The sequence below is a fragment of the Bacteroides acidifaciens genome (assembly GCF_024623065.1).
GTDB lineage: Bacteria > Bacteroidota > Bacteroidia > Bacteroidales > Bacteroidaceae > Bacteroides > Bacteroides acidifaciens.
In genome coordinates this window covers 57,041-80,373 of record NZ_JANJZR010000013.1, presented here as the reverse complement: position 1 = coordinate 80,373, position 23,333 = coordinate 57,041, and the positions used below count along the sequence as shown (strand labels likewise).

The following is a 23,333-nucleotide window of genomic DNA, read 5'->3' as shown; positions in this document are numbered from 1 at the left end:
ACGGAGACTATGTGACGAATATAAACAGGTCGGTAAAGCCTATCTAACATAATCTCAGGAAAATTTAAACAGGCTCTGAAAATATGATGAAGATTTATTGTGTTCTATTCTTATTCTTATTTTTGTTCTTGTTCTTGTTTAGCTCTTCCATATAATGAAGTTGATACTTTGTCTAAATTCATTAGAGAAAGCCATTCTTTTATTGGATGAGGCGATTGCTATCGATAGTTCTTATGTCTTGGCCTATACGCATAAATCGCAATGCCTTGACAGGTTAGGGAGAGTTCAGGAAGCATTGCAAACCTGTCTGTCTGCCGAGAAATACGCTTTGGAAAATCCTTATTATTATACATTGAAAGGTGTTTACTTGGAGAAAAGCGGAAAAGTGGAGGTTGCGCACAAAGCTTATCAGAAATCTTTCATGCTTTTTGGCGAAGAATTGAAAAAGAAGCCCGATGCCAATGTGTGCATCAATTATATTATGGCGAAATATCTCTACGATGGCAAAGAAATGTCTGGTCAGGAGATGGAATCTTTGATGCCGGTAACATTCACGGCATCCGAAAAGAAGGATGTATTGGATTTTTTCAAAACGGTAAGCTTGGTGCAGGCGAAGCAGGGACTACTGGGAAAACCTGTGGATACTCGAAAAAAATAATGAATGCGGTGATAAATCTTACCGGAAAATGCACACAAAAGGATGAAATGGGAAGATTTTATGGCTCCTCCCTGTGAAAAATAACAAATTGCTGCCTGTAATTTTCATATAAAGGGAGTCTCGTCTGCGTGCCGGCCATGTTTCGACTGCAATAAATTTATATTTTCCGTAGAATCTCGTATATTTGTCCGACTGTAATTAATGGTAGAATTAGAATGAAAGAACGAAGTAAAAGGGTATTAGTCGGAATGAGCGGTGGTATTGACAGTACTGCCACTTGTCTGATGTTGCAGGAACAAGGATACGAAATAGTAGGGGTTACCATGCGTGTGTGGGGAGATGAACCGCAGGATGCCAGGGAGTTGGCAGCACGGATGGGGATTGAACATTATGTGGCGGATGAGCGAATCCCTTTTAAAGAGACTATCGTAAGAAACTTTATAGATGAATATAAGCAGGGGCGTACGCCGAACCCGTGTGTGATGTGTAACCCTTTGTTTAAGTTTCGTGTTCTGACGGAATGGGCGGATAAGTTGAATTGTGCATGGGTAGCTACCGGACATTATTCGCGACTGGAAGAACGGAACGGACATATTTATATAGTAGCCGGAGACGATGATAAGAAAGACCAGTCTTATTTCCTTTGGAGATTGGGACAGGATATACTAAGGCGCTGTATCTTTCCTTTAGGGGATTATACGAAAATAAAGGTTCGCGAGTATCTTGCGGAGAAAGGCTATGAAGCCAAGTCGAAAGAGGGAGAAAGTATGGAAGTCTGCTTTATAAAAGGTGATTATCGTGACTTTCTTCGTGAGCAATGTCCGGAACTGGACACTGAGATAGGTCCGGGGTGGTTTGTCAATTCCGAAGGTGTGAAACTGGGACAACATAAGGGGGCACCTTATTATACAATCGGTCAGCGGAAAGGACTGGAGATTGCCTTAGGTAAACCGGCTTATGTGTTGAAAATCAATCCGCAGAAAAATACGGTGATGCTTGGTGATGCCGGGCAGTTGCAAACCGACTATATGCTGATAGAACAAGATAAGATGGTGGATGAACAGGATTTGTTCCAGTGTGAGAATCTGGCTGTGAGGATTCGTTATCGAAGCCGCCCGTTGCCTTGCCGGGTGAAACGACTGGAGGACGGTCGTCTGCTGGTGCATTTTCTTGAGACGGCTTCGGCTATTGCTCCAGGACAATCGGCTGTGTTCTATGATGGAAAGCGCGTGCTGGGAGGGGCTTTTATCGCTTCGCAGCGAGGCATCGGATTAGTGATTTTAGAGAACGAAGGATTTTGATTGATTAAAATAAAGATAACTTATGAGTAAATTTGTGTTATTGGTTTTTGCTTTGAATATATGTCTGGGAGTTTTTGCTCAATTCACACCGGGCGATACCTTAAAATATCGCATTAGCCTGAAAGATAAGGCAGCTACGGAATGCTCTCTGCAGAAACCGGAAAAATACTTGTCCGTGAAATCCATTGAACGGAGAAAAAGACAGGGATTGGCAATAGATTCCACCGACTTGCCGGTATGCGGAAAATACATAGATGCGATACGGAAGAAAGGCGTTCATGTGCTTGTTACCGGAAAATGGGATAACTTTGTCACTGTCTCCTGTAATGATAGTATGCTGATAGATGAAATAGGCAAATTGCCTTTTGTACTTTCTACCGAAAGGGTTTGGAAGGGTAAAGTGGAAAAATCTACCCAAAGGGATTCGTTGATAAATAATCCGTTACGTACCGATAGTCTTTATGGCCCTGCTATTACACAAATAAGGATGAGCCGGGCAAATCTTCTCCATAATGCGGGATTTAAGGGACAAGGGATGACAATTGCTGTTATTGATGCCGGATTTCATAATGTGGATAAGATTGAAGCAATGAAGAATATCAATATACTGGGAGTTCGCGACTTTGTAAATCCCGAAGCAGATATCTATGCGGAAAGCAGTCATGGCATGTCCGTTCTCTCCTGCATGGCGATGAATCAGCCGAATGTGATGATTGGTACGGCTCCCGAGGCTTCCTATTGGTTGTTGCGCAGTGAGGACGAATATTCGGAGAATCTGGTGGAACAGGATTATTGGGCGGCGGCAATCGAGTTTGCCGATAGCGTGGGAGTGGATTTGGTAAATACTTCCCTCGGATATTATTCATTTGACGATTCAGCGAAGAACTATCGCTACCGTGATCTGAACGGGCATTATGCGTTGATGTCCCGTGAAGCTGCAAAGGCTGCTGATAAAGGGATGGTGGTTGTTTGCAGTGCCGGAAATTCCGGTGCCGGCTCCTGGAAGAAGATTACTCCGCCGGGAGATGCGGAGAATGTAATTACTGTAGGGGCTATTAATAAAAAAGGAGAATTGGCTTCATTTTCTTCTGTTGGCAACACGTCGGACGGACGGGTGAAACCGGATGTAGTAGCAGTTGGGTACGGTTCGGATGTAATGGGGACAAACGGTAATCTTCGCCATGCCAACGGTACTTCTTTTTCTTCTCCAATCATGTGCGGAATGGTGGCTTGTCTGTGGCAGGCTTGTCCGAAACTGACAGCGAAAGAGATTGTCGAACTGGTTCGTCGCTCGGGTGACAGGGCGGATTTCCCGGATAATATATATGGATATGGTATTCCTGACTTGTGGAAAGCGTATTTAACGGTTAACGGAAAAGTGATTAGTGATTAACCACTGGTTGCTATTGTGCTCATCACTAACCACTGATTATTAATCACTAACTGTTATGGATTCTTCTCTTTCCCTTTTAGAACTGAATTCGCTTGTCCGCCGTAGTCTGGAGCAATGCCTGCCTGATGAATACTGGATACAGGCAGAACTGAGTGATGTCCGTTCCAATACGACCGGACATTGTTATCTGGAATTTGTGCAGAAAGATCCCCGCAGCAACAACCTTGTCGCGAAGGCCCGCGGTATGATTTGGAACAATATCTACCGCTTGCTGAAACCTTATTTCGAGGAAACTACCGGACAGATGTTTGCTTCCGGCATCAAGGTGCTGGTGAAAGTGACAGTTCAGTTTCACGAACTTTACGGCTACAGTCTCACTGTGCTTGATATTGATCCTGCCTACACATTAGGCGACATGGCTCGCCGTCGTCGGGAAATACTGTTGCAGTTGGAAGAAGAAGGCGTACTCACGCTGAATAAGGAGTTGGAAATGCCGGTTCTTCCGCAGCGTATTGCTGTCATATCCTCTGCCACCGCAGCCGGATACGGTGATTTCTGCCATCAGTTGCAGCATAATCCCGGAGGATTTTTTTTCTATACGGAGCTTTTCTCCGCATTGATGCAGGGAAATCAGGTCGAAGAGTCGGTATTGGCAGCTTTAGACCGTATCAATGCCCGTGTAAACGAATTTGATGTAGTTGTTATTATCCGTGGCGGTGGGGCGACTTCCGATTTGTCCGGTTTTGATACCTATCTGTTGGCGGCTGCGTGTGCACAATTCCCGCTGCCAATCATTACCGGAATCGGACATGAACGAGATGATACGGTTCTTGATTCGGTAGCACATACACGTGTGAAAACCCCTACGGCTGCTGCCGAACTTCTGATTCATCGAATCACGGAAGTAGCCGACCATCTGGAGGAATTGTCAGCCCGTGTCCAACAAGGAGCCTATGCGATTCTTGAACAGGAATGGCGAAGACTGGAAACAATTCAGATTCGTATTCCGAACCTTGTTCATCGGAAGCTCACGGATGCCCGTTTTGCTTTGCTGTCGGCCGAAAAGGATCTGTCGCAAGTGACGAAGGCGTTATTAGCCCGCCAACACCATCGGCTGGAACTTTTGCAACATCGCATTGCGGATGCTTCTCCCGATAAGTTGCTAAGCCGCGGATATAGTATTACCCTAAAGGACGGGAAGGCGGTAACAAACGCATCCTCATTGAAGCAGGGAGACAAATTAGTCACCCGGTTCTCGAAAGGAGAAGTTCAGTCCGTGGTGGAACGACAAGCACCTGAATAGAAGTTATCAAAGAAACATTTATCATAAACCATTAATAATCAATTATCGTGGCAGCAAAAAAGGAAACATATCTTCAGGCGATGGAACGTCTCGAGAAGATTGTCCGTCAGATAGACAATAATGAATTGGATATCGACGTTCTGAGTGAGAAAATCAAGGAGGCTAATGAAATAATTGCTTTTTGTACCCAAAAACTAACGAAAGCTGACCAAGAAGTCGAAAAATTATTGAAAGAAAGGCGGCAATCTGAAGAATAAAAGTTATTTTTGCGAATCAAAACTTAAGAAAAAATAAACTAATGCATTACAATATGAAAGAAATAGATTGGGCGAATCTGGCATTCGGATATATGAAGACAGATTACAATGTGCGAATCAATTTCCGCAACGGAGCGTGGGGAGAACTGGAAGTTAGCAGTGACGAACATCTGAACCTGCATATGGCGGCTACGTGTTTGCACTATGGTCAGGAAGCCTTTGAAGGGCTGAAAGCATTCCGTGGAAAGGATGGTAAAGTGCGTATCTTCCGTTTGGAGGAAAATGCGGCCCGCCTGCAATCTACTTGTCAGGGAATCCTGATGGCTGAACTTCCTACCGAACGTTTCAAGGAAGCCATCCTGAAAGTTGTGAAATTGAACGAACGTTTCATTCCGCCTTATGAGACGGGGGCTTCTCTTTACATTCGTCCTTTACTCATCGGTACAAGCGCACAGGTAGGCGTGCATCCGGCAGATGAATATATGTTTGTGGTATTCGTGACTCCGGTAGGCCCGTACTTCAAGGGTGGTTTTTCTACCAATCCGTATGTCATTATTCGTGAGTTCGACCGTGCCGCTCCTCATGGAACAGGTATTTATAAAGTGGGTGGTAACTATGCAGCCAGTCTCCGTGCCAACAGGAAAGCACACGATCTGGGTTATTCCTGCGAGTTCTATCTTGATGCGAAAGAAAAGAAATATATCGATGAATGTGGTGCTGCCAACTTCTTCGGTATTAAAGATAATACTTATATCACTCCAAAATCGACTTCTATCCTGCCTTCTATTACCAATAAGAGTTTGATGCAGTTGGCAGAAGATATGGGTATCAAGGTGGAACGCCGTCCGATACCGGAAGAAGAATTGGAAACATTTGAAGAAGCAGGTGCTTGTGGTACTGCCGCAGTAATCAGCCCGATTCAGCGTATTGATGATTTGGAAAACGGAAAATCATACGTTATCTCTAAAGACGGTAAGCCGGGACCTATCTGTACGAAATTGTACAATAAACTGCGTGGAATCCAGTATGGTGACGAACCGGATACACATGGCTGGGTGACGATTGTGGAATAACCGTATATAATGAAATAACACATTTATTAATAAATTAATATTATTCACTATGTTAAAACAAAATTCAGAACTACGTGCTGAGGCACGTCAGGCACTTCAAGGTAAGTGGCCTATGGCAGCTGTTGCTGCGCTTATTTATTCAGTTATTGCTGGTGGACTTTCCGCTATTCCTTTTATCGGTGGATTGTGTTCTTTGTTTGTTGGCCTGCCGCTTGCATACGGTTTGGCCATTGTGATGTTTAGCGTGTTCAAAAACAGAGAAAAGGACATCGATTTTGGAATACTGTTTGAAGGCTTCCAGGATTACAGCCGTATCTTTGTAACTAAGTTTCTCCAGCAACTTTACACAGCATTGTGGGCTTTGTTGTTGGTTGTTCCTGGTATCATCAAGTATTATTCTTATGCAATGACGGACTATATCTTGAAGGAAGAGCCGGAAATGAAAAACAACGCAGCTATCGAGAAGAGTATGGCTATGATGGAAAACAACAGAATGAAACTGTTTATGCTTGATTTGAGCTTTATCGGTTGGGCAATTCTTTGTTGCATCACTCTCGGTATCGGCTTCTTTTTCTTAATACCTTACATGCAATCAGCGCGTGCTGCTTTCTATGAAGATCTGAAAGCACAACAGGGAGGAAATGTTGAAGCAAAGGTTGAAATGTAATCGACAAATAAATTCAGCTATATGTAAGAATGGAGCATGGAGAAATCTGTGCTCCATTTCTTTTTGTGGGTTACGTCAAAATCAGTACCTTTGCGACCTAATCAGGATTGATATGGGAAAGAATAAATTAGAAAAGTTTGCCGATATGGCGAGTTATCCTCATGTGTTCGAATATCCTTATTCGGCAGTAGATAACGTGCCTTTTGACATGAAAGGGAAATGGCACAAGGAGTTCTTTAAAAATGACCATCCGATAGTGCTTGAACTGGGCTGTGGACGTGGTGAATATACCGTCGGACTTGGTAAGATGTTTCCCGAAAAGAACTTTATAGCAGTAGATATTAAAGGTGCCCGCATGTGGACGGGGGCAACGGAATCATTGCAGGCAGGAATGAAGAATGTAGCTTTTCTGCGCACGAATATCGAAATCATCGAACGTTTTTTTGCGGAAGGCGAAGTTAGCGAGATATGGCTGACTTTCTCCGACCCACAGATGAAGAAAGCGACCAAACGACTGACTTCCACTTATTTCATGGAAAGATACCGCAAGTTTCTGCAACCGAACGGTATTATCCACCTGAAAACGGACAGCAACTTCATGTTTACCTATACAAAATACATGATTGAGGCAAACCGTCTTCCCGTTGAGTTTATGACCGAAGATTTATATCATTCCGATTTGGTAGATGATATTCTCGGTATCAAGACTTATTATGAACAACAATGGCTCGATCGTGGTTTAGCGATTAAGTATATCAAATTCCGTCTTCCGCAGGAAGGTCTACTGCAAGAACCGGATGTAGAAATAGAACTCGATTCTTATCGTAGCTACAATCGTAGCAAACGTAGCGGATTAAGTACAAGTAAATAGTTTTGTGCAGAAACATCGCCCTAAAAGTGAACTGACGCTTCATCGAATGGTGATTTTAAATTGTAAATAGTAAATCGTCAAATAGTAAATAAAATGACTCTCTATCCTAAATTGATATTAGATGCATTGGCAACGGTGCGTTATCCCGGTACGGGAAAGAATCTGGTGGAAGCGGAGATGGTTGCCGATAATCTCCGTATTGATGGCATGACTGTCAGCTTCTCATTGATCTTTGAGAAACCGACTGATCCGTTTATGAAATCAATGTTGAAGGCTGCGGAAACAGCTATCCATGCATATGTCTCTCCTGATGTGCAGGTAACGATTACAGTGGAAAGTAAACAAGCTGCCCGCCCGGAAGTTGGCAAGCTCCTTCCGCAGGTGAAGAATATAGTCGGCATATCTTCCGGTAAAGGTGGAGTAGGCAAGTCTACGGTGTCCGCGAATCTGGCTGTCGCTTTGGCTAAATTAGGTTATAAAGTAGGTTTGCTTGATGCTGATATTTTTGGTCCTTCTATGCCGAAGATGTTTCAGGTGGAAGATGCACGCCCTTATGCTGAACGTATCGACGGTCGTGACATGATTATTCCGGTAGAAAAATATGGGGTGAAATTATTATCTATCGGTTTCTTTGTCGATCCGGATCAGGCAACTTTGTGGCGTGGTGGAATGGCTAGTAATGCGTTGAAACAGTTGATTGCTGATGCAGCTTGGGGAGAGTTGGATTATTTTCTGATAGATCTTCCTCCCGGAACCAGTGATATTCATTTGACAGTTGTTCAAACACTGGCCATGACGGGGGCGATTGTTGTCAGCACTCCGCAGGCAGTGGCTTTGGCAGATGCCCGTAAGGGAATCAATATGTTTACCAATGATAAGGTGAATGTACCTATTCTTGGTCTGGTTGAGAATATGGCATGGTTTACTCCTGCCGAACTTCCCGAAAACAAATACTATCTCTTCGGTAAAGAAGGAGCCAAGAAGCTGGCTGAAGAGATGAATGTTCCTTTGTTGGGGCAGATTCCTATTGTGCAGAGTATTTGTGAGGGAGGGGATAATGGTACGCCTGTTGCATTGGACGAGGATTCTGTTACTGGACGTGCTTTCTTATCATTGGCTGCGAGTGTTGTCCGCCAGGTAGATCGCCGTAATGTTGAGATGGCTCCGACTCAGATTGTGGAAATGCATAAATAGGTTAAGTCTGGCGTCATTAAAATTAGGCACGGCTAACACGGATTTTACAGTTCCAATTAACTAAAAAACGTGAAATCCATGTTAGCCGTGCCTAAATAATATAAAGATGATGATTGAATTGTTTTGACGTCTTATATAAATATATTATTTCTTCAACGCTTCCATCAATTTCTTTTTCATTGTATCTGTGCCTGGGAATCCTGTTTGTTTGAAGGTTGTATTCCCTTCGGCATCTATTACGAAATAAGTCGGTACTCCTTGGATATTGAATTTGTCCATTAAATATTTCCATTGATCGTTGGTCACACGGAAATGTTCTCCGTGGATATCGGGTATCATATTCTCCCAAGTTCCTTTAGGCGAATTTTCTCCTGCTACGTATAAATAAAGAATATCTTTATCTTTCAATTCTTCTTTCATCGGAATCATAGCTTTGTTAGCCATTCTGCAGGGACCACACCAAGTTGCCCAAAAGTCCACTAACAATACATGTCCTTTGAATTTGGAAATAATGGTGGAAAATAGCTCCTCGTTGCTTACTTCACCTACTTCATTGATTTGGTATCCGGTTTTCTGTTTGTTCAGTTCTATCTTCTTGAGCAATTTCCTGTTAAAATCTGTCAGCATCTCTTTGTAGGCAGGTGAGGGCAATGCTTCAAGTGCCGCTGTTTGTTCGGTGGTTAGCGGTGTGAAATCTTCAATGGAGCGGTAGTACCTGCATGCTTCCGCCATCTGAAATAGAATTCCCTGATTAGTACCTAGATGTTGCTCTAAAAGATCTTTTCTGGAAGCGAACACACCTATCCCGTATGCATATTCCGGTGCGTATAAATCTGCCGGTGAGTTAAGAACAAGTTCTTTGAATACATCGAAATAATTATCCGGAAATTCTATTTTGGTATTCATGTAGTATTCTTTTGTCTGCTCCTTGTTTAGCTTCTGGCTGGCGACATGTGCACGCATCAGTATATCCTTGGCCATAAAAATTCCGATGCCTGTGGTTATATCCGTATTGGCTTTTAGAACTTCTTTTGCAGCAAGGCTGAGGGGGGCTTCTTCTATTTGTTTATGAATGTCACGTCGTTTCTCTACAAAATAGTTTTTTACTCCGTCAATGTCTTTTCCGATTACCTCGTTCACAGTTTCTCGCGGGTTGCTAACCAAATTGGTTTGGATGGAATTGTCCATCAGTTCTTGTTGCAATTCAGCCAGATAACCACTGTAATAAGCCTTTTTCCCATACGGTTTGCTGTCTTTTTGCAAGTGTGATTGTTGGCGTGTACATTCGGCTGTATTGATGATAATCGAAATTTCTTTACCGGGAGCCAGGAGACATGGAATTTGGGCAAACGGGAAAACAAGTGTAGCCGGAGTTATCGTAATCACATCTGTTTGAACTTGAAAAGTTCCATCTTCATTGATGTTCACTTCTTCTGCGAAGTTCAACCATCTGACCGGGTCATTCAGATGCAATTTGCCTGATGCCGGCATATCTGCCTTAAAGTCGAGCACTCTTCCTTTTAATGTGGCTTTGGCATATGTGAGTTCCGGTGTCGGCAATTGAGCTTTCTTGTTGATTTTGTGGATTATCGCATCTTTGGGTAGTGGAGTTTTGCGGAAATTTTTCTCATTGAGTTGTATTCCCCATATCTTGTATGCTCCGTCAAAATCTCCTTCGGAGAAATCCAGGCTGGTCACATTTTCCGGTATTGGCGGAAATAGGAGCTGAAACTCCGCTTCTCCTGATTCCGGCATCCAGAATTCCTTGTCGAGTGTAATTCCAACTCCCTTTCGGATAGGGTAAAGCGTTCCATTATTGTCTTTCAGGAAACTCCCGGTTGCTATTTTTATCCAGTATTTGGGTCGATAGTAAGCTTTCACATATACAGTGGTCACTGTGTCACTCATGACAATTTTGTCAACTTCGATACTGTTGGAACTCCAGGCGAGAAGAGGAGGACGTTCGATAACTCTGTCTTTGGCTTGTACAGTGCATACTGTGCAGAGTACCAAACCGATAATCCATGCGAATCTTTTCATATGAATAGTGTTTTGTTGCTAACAAATATAAGGATATTTTTGTAACTATCTTTACGGAAAGAGAAAAAAATGCTTTTTTTCCGGTATTGATGAAAGAAATGTCCGGCACCGGGGAAGGGTGTGTTCGGCACCGGGGAACGCCCCTTTCCCCACCGATGAGGAAAGGGTACGGCACTGGGGGATAAATTTACTGTAGCCGGAATACAATAGGAAGGGTATATTCTACGGCAACTGCTTGTCCGCGTTGCTGTCCCGGTTCCCATTTTGGCATATTACCCACTACACGAATGGCTTCTGCATCCAAAGAAGGAGAAACGCTACGTAGTACTTTTATATCTGACAAGCTGCCATCTTTTCCGACAACCATCTTTATGATGACTCTGCCTTGCTCCTTGTTCTTTTGTGCAATAGTCGGATATTTAATGCTTCTGGCAAGATACTTCATCAGCCCGGCTGTTCCGCCAGGGAATTTGGGCATTGTTTCTACTACCTTGAAAGTAGGTTCCGTATCTCCTGTTTCAATACCTACTGCATCGGGAGTTGAATCCTCTTTTAAGCCATAGCCTACTACGACTACTTCTTCCAAATCAGACTGCTTTATTTCTTCTGCTTTAGCGGGTTCGGGATCGGTTAGTCTGAAGGCAACGGGAACTGTGAATCTGACATTTACTGCTTGTCCTCTCTGCTTGCCGGGTTTCCATTTTGGCATGGCAGTAATTACACGTATGGCTTCCTTATCTAAATAGGGGTCTACACTCCGAACTACTTTTATGTTATCTATACTTCCGTCTTTTTTTACTACGAAACATACAATCACACGTCCTTGTGTGCCTTTTGCGTGTGCTTCAGCCGGATATTTGATGTTTTGTGAAAGATATTCCATCAAGGCTTTCATTCCTCCGGGGAAATCCGGCATTTCTTCTACAACTTCAAATATGACGGAATCCGGTACAATCTTGCTATGAGTCTCCAGTGTCTCTTGTGCCTTTTTCTCCTGCGGGAGAATGATTTTTTGAATTTCTTCTGCAGGAAGTTCGGGAATAGTCGCTATTTCGGGTTTCGAAGTGACTTGTGTCGTCGCCTGTCCCATTACTTCCTTGGCGAATTTCTCTGTGGTACGTGCCACCATTTCGATGTTGCTGACAATCATCAACAGGGCAGCCAAGGGGAGAAACATCAGATATTTAGTTCTCCCTATTTCTTTTGTTCTTCGTTTATTCATCATTTTAATACGATTTTTGAGTGGTAAAACATTGAAACTATTTGATAAATTTGCTGCAGCCTTGTGATGTGCCAGTCCCAACAAATGGTACTGGTATGATTTACTGTCATGTCCCGTCTCCAATACCCGGTGGTCTGCCATGTATTCGAGATTACCTCTGACTTCACGTTTCATCAGCCAGATAAACGGGTTGAACCAGCAGAATGTACACATTAGTTCACTGATTAATACGTCTACCGAATGATATTGGCGGGCGTGTGTTTCCTCATGGGTAATGATTTCGCTGATTTCGGACTCCGTATGCGACTGTGGATAAATGAATATCCATCGGAAGAAAGAGAATGGACCGTTTACTTTCTTTAAAAGATGTACGCGTGTCCCTTGTATAGTGCTTTTTGAACACTGGATGTGCAATCGTATGATACTGCCTAACTGTAGAAGGAAACGTGTTGCCAGGAATAATACCCCGCTCCAATAGATGATTTTCATAAAGAGTATGGTTAATTCTTGCCAATTCATAGTAGGTTCTTGTTGTGGGGTAACAGTTTGCTCTGGAAGTATTATTGTCGCATAAAGATCTGCCATTGCCACCATTGGCTCGTGAGTCTTGATCCATCCTTGAATATTCAATAAAGGATAAAGCAAGGAGATGGCAAAGAAGCTCAGCAAAGCTATCCGACGCCAATGGAAGAAGGTGTCTTTATAGAAAAACAGCCGATAAAATGCGTAGAATAGGGCTATCGCTACATTTATCTTTAGAAAATAGGCTAATTCCGGAGTCATAGTAATGAATATTTTCTATTAATCTTCTTTTCCTTTTTCAATCAGGTCGATGATGTCTTTGAGATCATCGGTCGAAATCTTTTGGTCCTTAGCAAAGAATGAAACCATTTCTTTGTAAGAGTTCTCAAAGTAGTTACGAACTACGCCGCTCATAAAATGGCGTTTATACTCATTTTCGCGAATGGCGGGAGTGTATTGGTAGGTATTACCCACACGTTTCGGTGTGATGTATCCTTTTCGCTCGAGGTTCTTCACGATGGATGCCACTGTGGTATAGGGAGGTGCCGGTTGCGTATATTTTGCAACAATGTCTTTTACGAAACAGCATTGTAACTCCCAAATGTAGATCATTACTTCTTCTTCTTGTATAGTCAACTTTTCCATGGATATGTTGTTTAATTACGAATACTTCGCAAATCTACGAATATTTCGTAAATATACAATAATTAGTGTATTAATAAATGTAAATGCATGATTATTGTAAGAATGTTTTGATTTAATATTTATGCTGAGAATAGTTAAACACAAAAAATGCTCGGATAAGCACTATTTTTGCTTTAATAGTCACATTTTAATAACCTTTATGCTAAAACCAGATAGTTGTTCGTTTTTTTATTTAAAATAAATGAAATATATTTGCCTGTACAAAACAGACGTTAAATGTGATATGGTGCGTTTCGATACGCTGGTAAAGTTCGGAAAATTCCCCGCACCTGGTAACAAAACTATTAACTAACAATGCTGACCGTAGGGAAGAGGGAGGCAAACTAAAAAAATAAATGATATGAAAAAAGGTTTGATTTTTGTGCTATTCGCACTTGTTTCTATCGTTTCTTATTCTCAGATTTCTTGGAATGCCAAAGTTGGTATGAACATGAGTAACTTTACCGGAGACTCTGAGACTGATATGAGAATTGGGTTTAATGTTGGTATTGGTATGGAATACCAATTTACTGGTATGTGGTCTATTCAACCTTCTCTGATGTTTACTCAGAAAGGAGCTAAAATGGATGAATTGAAAGCTAATCCAATGTATTTGGAAATTCCAGTAATGGCTGCTGCAAGATTTGAAATTGCTGACAATCAGAATATTGTGGTGAAAGCAGGTCCTTATTTCGGATTTGGTATTGCTGGTAAATATAAAGCAGGCGGTGAAAAAATTGATTTCTTTAAAGATACTAAAGATGAAGATGGAGATATCTTGATGGAAGGTGCAAAGAAATTTGATGCTGGCCTTGGTGTAGGTGTCGCTTATGAAATTAATAAATTCTTTATTGATTTGACTGGAGAATTTGGTTTGGCTAAAATTTATGATGGCGATGGTGCTCCGAAAAACATGAACTTCTCTATCGGTGTAGGTTATAAATTCTAATCGAATTACACTCTCTTTATAATATCTCTTTAAAATCCCTCGTCCTATACTCTCTTTGGACGGGGGATTTATATCTATCAATCACTTACCTGCTTGGATAAGTTTTCTTTCTCTTTTAATTCTTTATACCTCTCTATCGCATGTTTGCGGCTCATAAGTATTTGCCAACGATATACCCAACAAGTTGTGAGGAAGTAGATACCCGCCTGTAGCCATAAAGCTTTATATTCAAAAGCCACTTCACTCAAAGTTGCTCCCATATTATTGATTTTCACAAAACCATTGATTCCGAAAGTAGACGGGAATATGTAAGATACATACTTCCAGAACGGAGGAATCGCAGCCCCCGGCCAGGAGATTCCTGAGATAAATAGCAAAGGAACAGATGTGAATACAAAAATCAGCATACACGTTTCCCGGTTACGGATGGCAATGGATGTTGTCATGGCAAAGAAAATGCAAGCTGCCAAGTAGGGCACAACGAATAATGCCAATGAACCTGGTTGTCCGATTTGGTTGAGGCTAAACAATCTTGGAACCACAAAAAGTACATAGAAAGCTACCAATATATAAACCAAGAAATAACTCAATCCTTTTCCTAATACAATCCGTAGCGTTCCGTTATAATGCCGGTTGATAGGAACAAGGTCTTTGAATCGGTTATTTTCACGGGCAGTTCCGGCAGCAAGACCGATGCCGAGCAATAACGTTTGCTGAATGATTAATACCAGTACCGCAGGAATCAGGAAAGCGGCGAATCCGGCAGTAGGATTGAATATCGAGATCTCCTCATATTCTATCGGATAAGCAGTTATCTCATCCTGCCGGTCGGTTGTGTTTCCGCTACGGGCAATCTTGATGTCCTTGTTCATATCCAGAGAAACGGCGGTATTGGCTATCAGCATGGATTTATAATAAAGTAATCCGCTCATATCGCAATAGAGGCTCACTTGTGTCTGTTTCCCTTTGGCAATATTGTCACTAAAATCCGAAGGGATATAAATGATGCCGTATGCACGTCGGTTTTTCAGCATTTGTTTAGCTTCTTCCATATCGGCACAGTAGGAGACGATTTGAATATCGGGCGTAGCATCTACCTTGCGGAGATATTCGCGGCTAAGAGATGAATGTGAATCGTCTACAACAACAGCAGGAACTTCACGCACTGCTTCGTTATCATAGATGAAACTATACAGCAACGGATAACCTAACGGGACGAGTATAAAGAATATCAGTACCCCCTGGTCACGGAAAGTTGTCTGAAACTCCCGTTTCCAGATATAAAACAGGTCATTGATGCCTTGAGCTATCTTATCTTTTAATTTTATATCTTTCATTTAGGGTATATATTTATAGTAAACCAATGCTTCCTTCAGGCGGTGAACAACAAAGAAGGGTAGCATCATAAATATTAATAGTGCCATATAGTTGGTCCATGAATAAGCTATACTATACCCGTTGAGTGCCTGGTCGATATAAATAAGGAAATAGTGCCGCAGCGGGAATAGATTGCTTAAAGCCTGTAAAACAGGATGCATAGCCATGACCGGGAATGAAAAACCGGAGATGGAAAACGATATGACTCCCCACAGGGAGGCAAAACTTAATCCGAGTCGTAGAGTCGGCAGGGTTCCTATCATGACAATGCCACAACATTGAGATGCCAGTACGAGACACAGCGTGGCAAATATCATCGGAAATATACCGCTGTTGCAAGGAAAATGCAGGAATCCATACAGGTATACATTATAAAATATACCCATAATGAAAAAGATTACAGTATGGGGAAGCAACTTTCCGGCCAATGCAATATAAATGGAGTTGTTACTCATTCGTAACCATTCGCGAGCCGTACGATCTTTGATTTCTACGCCGATTGAATAAACAGTTACCATAAATATTAATAGCATGAGCACTCCCGGTATCAGTGTATTGCATAAGTATACCGAATAGTTCAGCCACGGATTATTCAGTGGGTGCGTATCAATAACAATCGGTTGCAGATATGCCATAGCCTGATCCTCTGTTGCACCTTTGGCATATAACATAGTCCTTGCAGCGGCTCCTGAAGTGAGTTCTCCCATCATTTTCATGTCTCTGAACAATAGGGAGCCTGCAATCAGGTAGGAGTAATTGGTGTAGAAGGAGATTGTCGGTTGTCGTTGGCTCTGTGCCTCTGCCGATAAACCTTTGGGAAGGTAAAAGAATCCATAGATTTTTCCCTCCTGCATGGCAATACGTGCATCTGTCACATTACTGTAATGAGCTACGATCCCTGTCTGCGAAAAAGCATCCAGATTGCGGACAATATTACGGGAAGTAGACGAATCATCCATATCTACTACTCCCGCAGGAAGATCCTTGGGAAGCCCCGAGTCCATTAAGGTGGTGAAAAATATATAGCAAAACAGCGGCGCGATGACCATACAGAATAGGTAGAGCGGGCGTGATACCAACCGCCGACACTCTCTTTGCATGACCTGCCACAGAGCTATATATTTCTTTTCTCTCTCTCTCATGATTACTTGCCAATGATGACAGACATACCTGGACGGAGGTTTTCCACCTTCTCTGTCGGAGAAGCTTTTACTTCGAATGTTTTCAGATCGAACTGTCCGGTTGTTTTGGTTGCTTTCCAGGCAGCATAAGTGCCTAAGTCTTTCAGATAATATACTTTGAGGCGGATCTTTTTATTATCCAAAGCAGGAATGATTGCTTCGAATTCCGAACCCATTGTCAGATTTTTGAGCAGGTCCTCGCGTACGTTGAATGTTACCCACATATCGTTAAGTTCGGCGATATTCATGATAGGAGCACCGGTACCCACCAATTCGCCTACCTTCGGGAATATCTCTGAAACTTCTCCCGCAGCCTGTGCTATGAGATAAGTCTCCTTTATGTACGATTCTACTTCGGCAACAGCACCTTTTGCCCGGTTTACCAAAGCTTCCGCAGCCATCTTATCTTCACGTTCCGCTCCGTTCTTTGCCATGGTATATTGCGCTTTGGCTGCTTTCTCTGTAGCAATGCTTGCATCTCGTTGCGCAGTGACTTCATCCAATTTCTGTGCCGGCATTACTCCCTGCTCATAGAGATTCTTTACACGTTGATATGATTTTTCGGCAATGGTGACGCCTGCTTGGGCTTTTTGCCACATTTCGTATGCCGCCTGGATTTGTTCCTGACGTGCGCCCTTGATTGCTTTTGCGTTTTGTGCCTGTGCGGCAGCTTCGGCAGCACGTGCCTGTTCCATTTTTGCCACTACGTCAGGAGCTTCCAAAATGGCCAGCGTATCTCCGGCATTGACGCTTTGTCCTTCTTTCACGCGAAATTCCAATATACGTCCCGGAACTTTGCTCGAAACGCGATACTCGGTAACTTCAGCCTGTCCCTGTATAATTTCAGGACCTTTGCGAAGCATGAAGAAGCCAACGACTGCAACGATTGCAATAACTCCAAGTAGAGTAAGGAATGCAAGCAGCATATTGCTGTTTTGTGATTTTATAGGTGCCATATGATTTATGAATTATGAATTATGATTTATGGATTGTGAGTTGGTTAGGGATTGGGTTGTTTCTGATTGGGTTCTTTACTTTATTTTTCTGCTTTTTATTTATTTCAGTGTTCCCAGAGATTTCTTCAGATAGATTTCTGTTAACTTCACATCTATTTGTGCGTCAATCTTTTCTGAATGAGCGGACAGCCATGCTGTTTGTGCTTCAAGAACATTGCTGGTGGCAATCACTCCCTCCTTAAAACCAAGCGTTGCATAGCGCAGATTCTCTTCCGCTTTTTCCATGTTTTTGGAAGACATAACCAGTTTCTTACCTGCTTCCTTTACCTTGAAAGCGGCTTGATTGACTTGCAACTCTATTTTTTCGCGTGCGTCCTGAAGCTGGTATTGTGCAATGCGGGCTTCGGCTTTTGCTGCTTTGGTTTTATAAATACCTTCTCCCCAGTGCCATATAGGTATCTGTACCATCACTCCCACATTCCACATGCCTTTGAATTTGTTTTCAAAGCTATTGAAGACAGAAGGATTGGTTACCATATAATTCCCCATCAATGCGATGGAGGGAAGATGTTCGGCGCGGGTTACGTTTACTTTCTGTTTGTAAATCTGTGTTGCTAATTCGAGACTACGTATTTCCGGACGATTCTCATAAGCGGTAGACAAATCGAAATGAAGGTCTGTTGTCAGTAATGGAATATCTTCCATATTTTCATCTGCCAGCGTGATGGGGGAGCTAAGATCAATGCCACATAGTTGACACAACAGCATTCGGGCAAGGCTCAATCCGTCTTCCACTTTGGTGAGTGTCATTTCCGCTTCATTAACCTTGACGCGTACAGACAGACCGTCCGCTTTGGTGGCTACTCCTTCATGAATCATTTTTTCTACATCACTGTCCAGCTGTTGCAAAAGCTTTAAATAACCTTCCGCCAGCTTCTTCTTATTAACCAGTGAAATAACTTGCCAGTAAGCTTGGTCTGTACTCATGATTACTTCCTGCATACCGCCATGGTGTTGTTGTTGAGCCAATTCTTCGGCATACTTTGTTATTTTGTTGTACGCCCGGATTTTTCCACCCATGTATAAAGGCTGTGTCAATGTAATGGCACCTGCATAGACATTTCTCGTATCTGTACGGAGCGCATCCACTAAAGAGTTTCCCGCTTGGTCGAGAGCCGGCAGAGCCGCTCCTAGTTTTCCGCTTAGGGAAGCAATAAGTGGTGCCAATTCTGGATGTGCTGTTGTAATCTCGGTTGCAGCTTGTTGGATAGGACCTGCCAGATTAGTTCCTAATCCAGAAAGCGCAGCTTTCTGGTCGGTATTCAATAAAGAGAACTCTTTTTGATTTCTCATATATGTTCCAGTTGCCGAGAAATTAGGCAGGTAATTGGTAAATGCGGCCTTCCGCTGGTAGTGGGCGGCATTTATTTTCTCATTGCTAATCAACAAATCTTTATTGTTAGCAAGGGCTAAAGCACGGCAACTATCCAGGCTTAGTAAAGTTTGCCCTTTGGCTATAAAAGTAATGTTTAGCAGAATTGTCAGAAGAAATACTTTTTTCATCGCATCTTGCATATTAATAAGGTGATACTTCTTTTTTAATAACCCGCTTCTTATGTAAATTGTTTATTGAAGGAGTCTTTTTTTGAACTTGTTTACTTAAACAATAATTGCATAAACAACGATGCAAAAGTAGTGCTTTCTTTGAAAATGCAAAAAGAATTAGCTTTTTTTTAATGCTTCTGTTTGAAAAATATGTTATACTTGCATTCGGAAATATGATAAACATACCGTAATGTTATTAAATCTGACAGAAGAACAAATTGCCCAATTGGCGCCGGATGCGGCTTCAGTGAAGGCAGGAAAAGGTTTAGCGAGCCGAGCCAAATGGTTGCTTTTGGAGTATAGTGACCGTGCCATCTGGGGGCATTGTCAAGGAAGTGGACAAACACCTTATCAAACAGTTGTTGATATAAAGGATATTGCATTTAGATGTTCTTGCCCCAGCCGTAAGTTTCCATGTAAACATGCTTTGGGACTTTTATATATGTATGCGTCTTATTCCGAATCTTTCAAGCAGGCAGAGGAACCGGATTGGGTGGAAACATGGCTTTCCAAACGTAAAGAGAAGGAAGAAAAGAAAGAGCGGAAAGAAAAAAAGACGGCAGCTCCGATAGATGAGGCGGCGCAGGCCAAGAGACAGGCTGTGCGTCATCAAAAAGTGTTGGGAGGGATTGAAGACCTTCAGATATGGATGAAAGACTTGTTGCGCAACGGGTTACTCAACGTTCCGGAGAGAGCCTGCACCTTGTTTGAAGCTATCTCGCGGAGAATGGTTGACGCACAGGCGTCAGGGCTGGCAGGCAGGCTGAGGGGACTTCAGGAGTTGAATTACTATTCGGAGGACTGGAAATTCAAACTGACAGACAAACTGAGTAAAATATATCTGCTTGCGGAAAGCTATAAACATTTGGATAATCTTCCGGCTGACTGGCAATTCGAAATTCGTACTCAAATAGGATATCCGCAATCAAAGGAAGAGGTGATGGCGGGAGAACCTGTCGAAGATCAGTGGATGGTACTGCATACAAGAAGTAATAAGGTGAACGATTTGCGAACCGATGTTTTCTGGTTGTATGGAAAGGCGAGTCGCCGGATGGCGGTGTATGTTTATTTTATGGTTCCGGGAACGCTGCCGGAGTTTACGATTCTGTCCGGTGGTACGTATCAGGGCCCATTGTACTTTTACAAAGGAGTTGCCGCTTTACGTGCATTGCCCAAAGAACTGCAACGGTCGGACGAAAAATTCCAGCCTTCTTGTTGTCCCGACTTGGAAACTGCCACACAATATTATAGAACGATCGTCCGGACCAATCCTTTTGTGGAGGAAGTCCCTTTATTGGTAGATAATGTCAGATTGATGACAGCCGGCAATGCACAATACCTGCAAGATGCCGAAGGACGTGTCATGCCGGTACATGTGGACGAAAACATTCGTATTGATATTCTTGCTACTACCGGTGGAAAGCCTTTTGCTGCTTTCCTGCTGGCGGATGTTACTTTTTGGGAATTGAAAACTATTTGGTATCAATCTGAATATTATTTTTGGAAAGATGAACGTAACTGACCAACTGATTAATATAGCATTATTAGGGACTGCTACTCGTGAACTGATAGCAACGGATTTGCCCGAAGAATTGCAAGACAGCTTGCGTGACATTCAAGAGAAAGCGGAAGATGCGGAGACAGCTTTTTATCAACTGTCGGCTTTAGGTTTCGCTTTCAGACGTGCCGGATTGAAGGCATACTTGTTGAAAGACCCCGTGTCCGTATCGGAAGCTCCCGAAGAGAGTAAAGCCTGCTTCTCCCGCGAAGTGGGAGAACTGTTGACTTCCCTGCATAGTAACCGGAACTCATATCTCTTATTATATGCATATCGTAAAGCGATAGCTTTCGATAAGTTGTTGCCGCCAGTTTATCTGCCAGCTTTATTGCAAAGGGCTTTTGACCGAAACAATCCTAAGCGGCACGAAGAGCAACGTTGGTTGTCGGAATTGTCGGGGCGTAGAGGGCGTTGGCTGCTTTCGGAAATGGGACTTCCCGCATGGGGAGAACCGGGAAATGAAAGTTGGGAGACGGCTTCCCACGAAGAACGGAAACGGATGTTGTGTCGTTTGCGGCAGGAACAGCCCGAACAAGGACTGGCTTTATTGCAGACAGAGTTGAAGAATGAATCAGCCGCTCATCGCGAGGAGTTGATTCGGTGTCTGCGTATAGGATTGACCAAAGCGGACGAGGCTTTCTTGCAGGAACTTCTTTTGAAGGACAGAAGTGGCAGTGTCAAAGAGACTGCCCGCCGATTGTTGTGCAGCTTGCCGGATTCGGAACTGGTGAAAACCTATCAGGAGTTGTTGCGTGGGAAATTGCATTTTAATTTTCTTTCAGGGTGGTCGTACGATAAGATTGAATATACGCCGGAAATGAAGAAATTAGGATTTGAAGAGGTCAGTGCCAATAAAGACGAAAAAGATGATCGCTTCTTGTTGAGGCAATTGGCAGAACGGGTGCCACTAAGTTTTTGGAGTGAGTTCTACGACTGTACACCGGAAAAGGCAGCGGGTAAATTGGCGAAGAAACCTCCTTTTCAGAAATTGTTTGATCTTTCAAGTCCGATTCTGAATTTCGGAGATTCCGTATGGGCTTATTACACATTGAAAGAAAATGCGGAAGAAGATATGAGCCTTGCGTTAGCGGGGTTGCTTTCTCCTTCTCAGCGTGAAGAAATAGCATTTCAGACAATCAAAGGCGGACTGATTCCGGATAGTTGGTTTAATGAAGACGGCGGGGAATGGGGAATGAAATTTTCATCCTATGTCTTGCAACGCCTTCTGCGAAATAACTACTATCTTCCTAAAGAAACGGCGGAACAATTGGCTGTGTATTTCCCTGCGGAAATGAGAGGTACGTTGGAGCGGATTGCCGCTTCGGTGACAAAGCAGGAGAACAATACGACTTTTTACTTTTGTCGGTTGGTACTGGAGTACATGGATGTAAAACAGAAAATAGATACCTTAATTAAATAACGAACAATAAAAACTGAAAGATATGAGCGCTTTATTGAGAGAACATGCCGAACAGCAATTTGCAGAAGAACTTCATGAGTTGAAAAAGAACGAGATTTATGCCATTCCGAAGAACTGGGAAATGTCTCCGCAGTCTGTGGTCACTTATCTGATGGGTGGCAAGTTGAAGAATGGTTTCGAAGTCTCTCCGAAATATATCGGCCACCGTCGTCTGATGGAAATAGCGGTCGCCACTTTGGCAACCGACCGCGCGTTGTTGCTTTACGGCTTACCCGGAACGGCAAAAAGCTGGGTGAGTGAGCATATTGCGGCTGCCATCTCGGGCAATTCGACGTTGATAGTGCAGGGTACAGCCGGAACAGGTGAAGAGGCCATCCGTTATGGATGGAACTATGCACGTTTGCTGGCGGAAGGACCAAGTGAGGGTGCTTTGATACAGACTCCTGTCATGAAAGCGATGCAGGAAGGAAAGATCGGGCGTATTGAAGAGCTGACCCGAATCGGTTCGGATGTACAGGATACTTTGATTACGATTCTCTCAGAAAAGACGCTCCCCGTTCCTGAGTTGAATAAAGAGATACAGGCTGTCCGCGGCTTCAATATCATTGCCACCGCCAACAATCGCGATAAGGGGGTGAATGAACTTTCGAGTGCTTTGAAGCGACGTTTCAATACGGTCATTTTGCCTTTGCCTGACTCTATTGACGAGGAGATTGATATTGTCCGTCGTCGGGTGGAAAGCTTTGAGAAGGTGATGCAGCTTCCGGCAGAGAAGCCGGCGTTGTCGGAAATTCGGCGGGTGATCACCATTTTCCGTGAACTGCGGCAGGGGGCGACTGTCGATGGCAAGACCAAACTGAAAACACCGAGTGGTACACTTAGCACGGCTGAAGCCATCTCGGTTGTGAATAACGGCTTGGCAATGGCCGGTTATTTCGGCGATGGAGAAATCCATGCGGAAGATTTGGTATCCGGTATCTTGGGAGCAGTGGTAAAAGACCCGGTACAAGATAAAGTCGTTTGGCAGGAATACATGGAAACAGTCGTGAAGAACCGGGAGGGTTGGAAAGACATCTATCGTGCTTCAAGGGATATGATCTAA

Annotated in this window: 20 protein-coding genes; 13 read left to right on the top strand and 7 right to left on the bottom strand. The window is 43.1% G+C overall.

Annotation, left to right across the window (positions count from 1 at the left end; all coding sequences use genetic code 11):
- Positions 1-154 precede the first annotated feature (154 nt).
- The 9 genes from NSB03_RS06050 (at position 155) to NSB03_RS06010 (ending at position 8,717) form a co-directional block, all read left to right on the top strand.
- Positions 155-658 (top strand): tetratricopeptide repeat protein, encoded by a 504-nt coding sequence (locus NSB03_RS06050; RefSeq protein WP_128824331.1) that lies wholly within the window; start codon positions 155-157, stop codon positions 656-658.
- A 215-nt stretch (positions 659-873) separates the two neighbouring features.
- Positions 874-1,959, top strand: coding sequence for a tRNA 2-thiouridine(34) synthase MnmA (mnmA, locus tag NSB03_RS06045; RefSeq protein WP_024987325.1), 1,086 nt, complete (start codon positions 874-876; stop codon positions 1,957-1,959).
- Positions 1,960-1,981: 22 nt separating this feature from the next.
- Positions 1,982-3,352, top strand: coding sequence for a S8 family peptidase (locus NSB03_RS06040; protein WP_135039203.1), 1,371 nt, complete (start codon positions 1,982-1,984; stop codon positions 3,350-3,352).
- A 55-nt stretch (positions 3,353-3,407) separates the two neighbouring features.
- Positions 3,408-4,655, top strand: coding sequence for an exodeoxyribonuclease VII large subunit (gene xseA, locus NSB03_RS06035; RefSeq protein ID WP_024987326.1), 1,248 nt, complete (start codon positions 3,408-3,410; stop codon positions 4,653-4,655).
- A 47-nt stretch (positions 4,656-4,702) separates the two neighbouring features.
- Positions 4,703-4,912: an exodeoxyribonuclease VII small subunit gene (gene xseB / locus NSB03_RS06030; RefSeq protein ID WP_024987327.1), complete on the top strand. Its 210-nt coding sequence runs from the start codon at positions 4,703-4,705 to the stop codon at positions 4,910-4,912.
- Positions 4,913-4,953: 41 nt separating this feature from the next.
- A complete protein-coding gene (locus NSB03_RS06025; RefSeq protein WP_128824332.1) occupies positions 4,954-5,985 on the top strand; it encodes a branched-chain amino acid aminotransferase in 1,032 nt (343 codons plus the stop codon).
- 49 nt (positions 5,986-6,034) lie between these two features.
- Positions 6,035-6,652, top strand: a complete 618-nt coding sequence (locus NSB03_RS06020; protein ID WP_024987329.1) for a DUF975 family protein — start codon at positions 6,035-6,037, stop codon at positions 6,650-6,652.
- 112 nt (positions 6,653-6,764) lie between these two features.
- Positions 6,765-7,523: a tRNA (guanosine(46)-N7)-methyltransferase TrmB gene (gene trmB, locus NSB03_RS06015; RefSeq protein WP_024987330.1), complete on the top strand. Its 759-nt coding sequence runs from the start codon at positions 6,765-6,767 to the stop codon at positions 7,521-7,523.
- A gap of 93 nt (positions 7,524-7,616) precedes the next feature.
- Entirely contained in the window at positions 7,617-8,717 is a 1,101-nt protein-coding gene (locus tag NSB03_RS06010; RefSeq protein WP_257466279.1) for an Mrp/NBP35 family ATP-binding protein, read from the top strand.
- A 144-nt stretch (positions 8,718-8,861) separates the two neighbouring features.
- On the opposite strand, the gene NSB03_RS06005 is transcribed toward NSB03_RS06010, so the two are convergent.
- The 3 genes from NSB03_RS06005 to NSB03_RS05995 all read right to left on the bottom strand — a co-directional run bounded on the left by NSB03_RS06005 (position 8,862) and on the right by NSB03_RS05995 (position 13,146).
- Positions 8,862-10,757, bottom strand: a complete 1,896-nt coding sequence (locus NSB03_RS06005) for a TlpA family protein disulfide reductase (RefSeq protein WP_024987331.1) — start codon at positions 10,755-10,757, stop codon at positions 8,862-8,864.
- Between the two features lie 187 nt (positions 10,758-10,944).
- Positions 10,945-12,762, bottom strand: coding sequence for a M56 family metallopeptidase (locus NSB03_RS06000; protein ID WP_242358000.1), 1,818 nt, complete (start codon positions 12,760-12,762; stop codon positions 10,945-10,947).
- A gap of 18 nt (positions 12,763-12,780) precedes the next feature.
- Positions 12,781-13,146 (bottom strand): BlaI/MecI/CopY family transcriptional regulator, encoded by a 366-nt coding sequence (locus tag NSB03_RS05995; RefSeq protein ID WP_024987332.1) that lies wholly within the window; start codon positions 13,144-13,146, stop codon positions 12,781-12,783.
- 400 nt (positions 13,147-13,546) lie between these two features.
- On the opposite strand from NSB03_RS05995, the gene NSB03_RS05990 reads away from it, so the two are divergent.
- Positions 13,547-14,134, top strand: coding sequence for a porin family protein (locus NSB03_RS05990; protein ID WP_024987333.1), 588 nt, complete (start codon positions 13,547-13,549; stop codon positions 14,132-14,134).
- Between the two features lie 77 nt (positions 14,135-14,211).
- Here NSB03_RS05990 and NSB03_RS05985 read toward each other — a convergent pair whose 3' ends face one another.
- The 4 genes from NSB03_RS05985 to NSB03_RS05970 all read right to left on the bottom strand — a co-directional run bounded on the left by NSB03_RS05985 (position 14,212) and on the right by NSB03_RS05970 (position 19,211).
- Positions 14,212-15,471 (bottom strand): ABC transporter permease, encoded by a 1,260-nt coding sequence (locus NSB03_RS05985; RefSeq protein ID WP_024987334.1) that lies wholly within the window; start codon positions 15,469-15,471, stop codon positions 14,212-14,214.
- Positions 15,472-16,653, bottom strand: a complete 1,182-nt coding sequence (locus NSB03_RS05980; RefSeq protein WP_024987335.1) for an ABC transporter permease — start codon at positions 16,651-16,653, stop codon at positions 15,472-15,474.
- Positions 16,654-16,655: 2 nt separating this feature from the next.
- Positions 16,656-17,648: an HlyD family secretion protein gene (locus tag NSB03_RS05975; RefSeq protein ID WP_024987336.1), complete on the bottom strand. Its 993-nt coding sequence runs from the start codon at positions 17,646-17,648 to the stop codon at positions 16,656-16,658.
- Between the two features lie 99 nt (positions 17,649-17,747).
- Entirely contained in the window at positions 17,748-19,211 is a 1,464-nt protein-coding gene (locus tag NSB03_RS05970; RefSeq protein ID WP_024987337.1) for a TolC family protein, read from the bottom strand.
- 232 nt (positions 19,212-19,443) lie between these two features.
- Between NSB03_RS05970 and NSB03_RS05965 the strand changes: the two genes are divergently transcribed.
- The 3 genes from NSB03_RS05965 to NSB03_RS05955 are packed head-to-tail and all read left to right on the top strand — an operon-like array spanning position 19,444 to position 23,333.
- The gene (locus NSB03_RS05965; protein WP_024987338.1) at positions 19,444-20,775 is read left to right on the top strand and encodes an SWIM zinc finger family protein; all 1,332 of its coding nucleotides are present in this window, start codon (positions 19,444-19,446) and stop codon (positions 20,773-20,775) included.
- Positions 20,762-22,231, top strand: coding sequence for a DUF5691 domain-containing protein (locus tag NSB03_RS05960; RefSeq protein ID WP_065537683.1), 1,470 nt, complete (start codon positions 20,762-20,764; stop codon positions 22,229-22,231). Before NSB03_RS05965 ends, NSB03_RS05960 begins: the two co-directional genes overlap by 14 nt.
- 22 nt (positions 22,232-22,253) lie before the next feature.
- Entirely contained in the window at positions 22,254-23,333 is a 1,080-nt protein-coding gene (locus tag NSB03_RS05955; RefSeq protein WP_024987339.1) for an ATP-binding protein, read from the top strand.